The organism is Streptomyces sp. NPDC058464, from assembly GCF_042721035.1.
Classification (GTDB): Bacteria; Actinomycetota; Actinomycetes; order Streptomycetales; family Streptomycetaceae; genus Streptomyces.
In genome coordinates, this window is the sequence record NZ_JBHXMA010000005.1 from 1 (window position 1) to 3015 (window position 3015).

Consider the following 3015-nt stretch of genomic DNA (forward strand, 5'->3'; position numbering starts at 1 on the left):
AGCCGGTGGCCGTTCATCTATGCGGGCCTCATCCCAACGCCGGAGCAAACCCCCGGATCAGGTCGAACCCGTACACCACTTCCCTGGACGCAACCAAGCGCTGACCTGGGGTTCTGCTTGCCGGGGCGTCTCGAAGCCGTGGGGAGAAACCGTACGCAAAGCGGAGAGCCTGCTGCCTGCCTTCCCGTTCCAGAGAACTGCCCCGAACCAGTGACTTGGGCCTGAGGTGCCCCGTGGTGCAGCTGCTGCTCCGGATGGCCGTGTCGGCTGGGACGGGCTGACACGGCCCTCGATCAGTCGGCGTGGTTGAGCACGTTTCCGTTCGTGCAGTTGTCGAAGGTGTTCCCGGTCCACGCGCCGCCCGCCGGGACCACGGCCAGTTCCTGGAAGCAGACCGCGGCGGCGCTGAAGTTCCAGTTGTTCGCGGCGTTCACACCGGGGCCGAAGCTGCTGTCGTTCTCGGCGTGAGCCGGAGCGACGAGGGCGAGGGCGGCGGTCGACAGTGCGGCCAGCATCATGATCTCTTTTACGTCTGGCCAACGAACCGGCGAGGGGGGGAAGACTCTCTGCTGAAGAGGACGCCACACCGCCAGCACCTCCAGGCCCGGGCTCGACCACTCCATATCACTCGGGCCCTGGCCCGCCCCGACACAGCCGATCCCCTGACCCCGCAGTGCATCTCGTTGGCACCGGCGGCAGGTCGTCACGGAGAACCGTGCCGGCCATATGCGGTTGCGACGACGGCACCCGGTGGGGGGAACTCCGACGAACCCACCATGGCGAAACGGCCGTACGCCCCCGTGATCCGCGCACCCGGCGACGCCGTGCCCAGAGCGTGCCCATAAGAGCGGACAGCCACGGTCAACAGAGGCCCTCACAGTCCCGGATCCGTAGCTGCTCAAATGGCGTATGGCCAGGTCAGAGCCGGTGCTGCACCACTGGGGCACCATGAGTCCGCTGATGACTCCTGAGTGTGGTGCGGACGGCCGTCGGTGTGGTGCTTCGCACGCTCGGCGCGCACCATGCCGTCCAGCCCGGCGGCGACCTCCCGTTGCCGCTTGTCGTCGGAGTGCTGGTAGATCATCGCGGCCTTCTCGGACGACTGGCCGGCGCGGACCATGGTGTCCCACTCCGACGCCGGAGCAAACCCCCGGATCAGGTCGAACCCGTACACCACTTCCAAGGATGCAACCGGGAGCCGGCGACCCGACTGCGCTCCTACGGCTTACGGCTGTCCCGCGACGACCTTCCGCCGGATCTCGCCCATCGCGACGCGCTGCGTCTGCTGACCGCCGACGAAAGGGCGAGTCCGAAGCCGATCAATCCATAGGTGTCGCTGGCCCAACTTGTCCGGGTCGCTCGACGAGTCGATCTTCCGGTCCCGGACAACGCCCGGCATCTTCGTGACCTAGGGGTCCACATCGAGGAAGTTCCATCGTGATTCGTGCAGGTCAACGGCTCTGGTGTGATGGGCGGTTGGGCTGCTCGCGCATGTCACGAGCGTGATCGTGTCAGGGAGATCATCTGGCGGTCCGCTGAGAAACCAGGTCAACCCGCCCTGACCAGCTGGTCGGACACTCCCCCCGCGACGGGGCGGGCGGGCCCGCAAGCGGGACACGGACGGCGTCCATTTCCGCCTCGAACCTGGTCCGCACCGGTCGCCGGGCCGGGCCCGTTCCTTCTGGCGGCCCGGCACTGTGACCCAGGTCTCACGATGTGCGTGCAGCACGCGGGACCGCTTTCCCGTCGAGGTGGGGTGACAGGAAGGGATGGGGATGTGGACCTGGCAACCGAGCGCGATGTCCGTATGGGAATCGGTGAGCCCGGACCGGCGGAGTCGGAGTCGGAGTACGACTTCCACGACTTTGTCGTCGCCCGGTCGGCCGTACTGTTCCGCGGGGCCCTCGTCTTGACGGGAAACCGCGAAACCGCGGAGGACCTGGTCCAGGAGACCCTGGAGCGGGCCTGCCGCAAGTGGCGCACCATCGCCGCCAAGGACGCTCCGGAGGCCTACGTGCGGCGGATCATGGTGAACCTGGTCAACGACCGGTGGCGGAGGTTCCGTCGCACGGTCCCGCACCAGGACGGCGGCGACCGTGCCGCCCCTGGGGACCAGTACGGGCAGGTGGACACGAGGGACCAACTGGTCCGGGCCCTCCAGGGTCTGCCGATTCGCATGCGGACGGTCGTGGTACTGCGGTACTTCCATGACCTGTCGGATGACGAGATCGCGGCCGACCTGAAGATCTCACCAAGCACCGTGCGGTCCCAGCTCGCTCGCGGCATCGACAAGCTCAGAGGCCAGTTCCCCGCACTCTCCAGCCCTTCACCGCAGCAGCCCACGGAAGGAACCCGATGAGATCACACGATTCGCAGCCTTCTGGCTGCACATTCTTCGAGCAGGAACTGGTGAACGCTATGAACGACTTCGTGAACACCGCCGAGACGCCGCACTTCGACACGGCCGTCATCGAGCGTGGGGCTCGCCGCAAGCGGGCCGCCGCCATCGCGGGCATCGCCACCGCCCTGGTCGTGGCCTGCGGCGCAGGCACCGCCCTGGCCGCCGGCGTCGTCGGCAGCGGTTCGCACACCTCGGCGCAGACCGCCGCCGACAGCACCACCGCCGACAGCACCACCTTGCTTGTACGCACCAGCGACGGCACGATCGCCAGGGAGCAGCTGGCCGGCGCGAGCGCGGCGAGGGCCAGGGTGGCGCTTGTCCATTTCCGCCTCACGCCCGAATTCACCCGGGTCCGGATGTCCGACTGCAAGAAGCAGGAGGACGCGGTGGTCGCGCTTTCGCCGCATGCCCCGACGGTCGTCCACGCGGGTGACACGGTCCTCGTGACCACCTGCTACCGCTGACCTTGGCGGAACCGGCCTGACCGGACAGAGGCAGGACAGGGGGTGGTGGGGGGGGGGGGGCGCCCGCGCGCCCCCCACCCAAAAACCCCACCCCGCACCCCCCCCCCCCCTGAGGGGCGGTACGCAAACCCCCCCGGGGCCCAGATCAAA

Annotated in this window: 3 protein-coding genes and 1 pseudogene; 2 read left to right on the top strand and 2 right to left on the bottom strand. The window is 68.2% G+C overall.

All coding sequences use genetic code 11. The annotated features are described in order from the left end of the window. Nucleotides 1-293: 293 nt before the first annotated feature. Both ACFWPQ_RS08790 and ACFWPQ_RS08795 read right to left on the bottom strand, forming a co-directional pair. A complete protein-coding gene (locus ACFWPQ_RS08790; RefSeq protein ID WP_384031394.1) occupies nt 294-518 on the bottom strand; it encodes a hypothetical protein in 225 nt (74 codons plus the stop codon). Nucleotides 519-898: 380 nt separating this feature from the next. Continuing rightward, a pseudogene (locus tag ACFWPQ_RS08795) lies at nt 899-1126 on the bottom strand (hypothetical protein); the annotation flags it as partial. A 681-nt stretch (nt 1127-1807) separates the two neighbouring features. Between ACFWPQ_RS08795 and ACFWPQ_RS08800 the strand changes: the two are divergent. Both ACFWPQ_RS08800 and ACFWPQ_RS08805 read left to right on the top strand, forming a co-directional pair. Then, complete coding sequence (locus ACFWPQ_RS08800; RefSeq protein WP_384031916.1) at nt 1808-2359, top strand: SigE family RNA polymerase sigma factor; 552 nt, start codon at nt 1808-1810, stop codon at nt 2357-2359. A gap of 59 nt (nt 2360-2418) precedes the next feature. After that, nucleotides 2419-2865, top strand: coding sequence for a hypothetical protein (locus tag ACFWPQ_RS08805; RefSeq protein WP_384031396.1), 447 nt, complete (start codon nt 2419-2421; stop codon nt 2863-2865). Nucleotides 2866-3015: the final 150 nt, after the last annotated feature.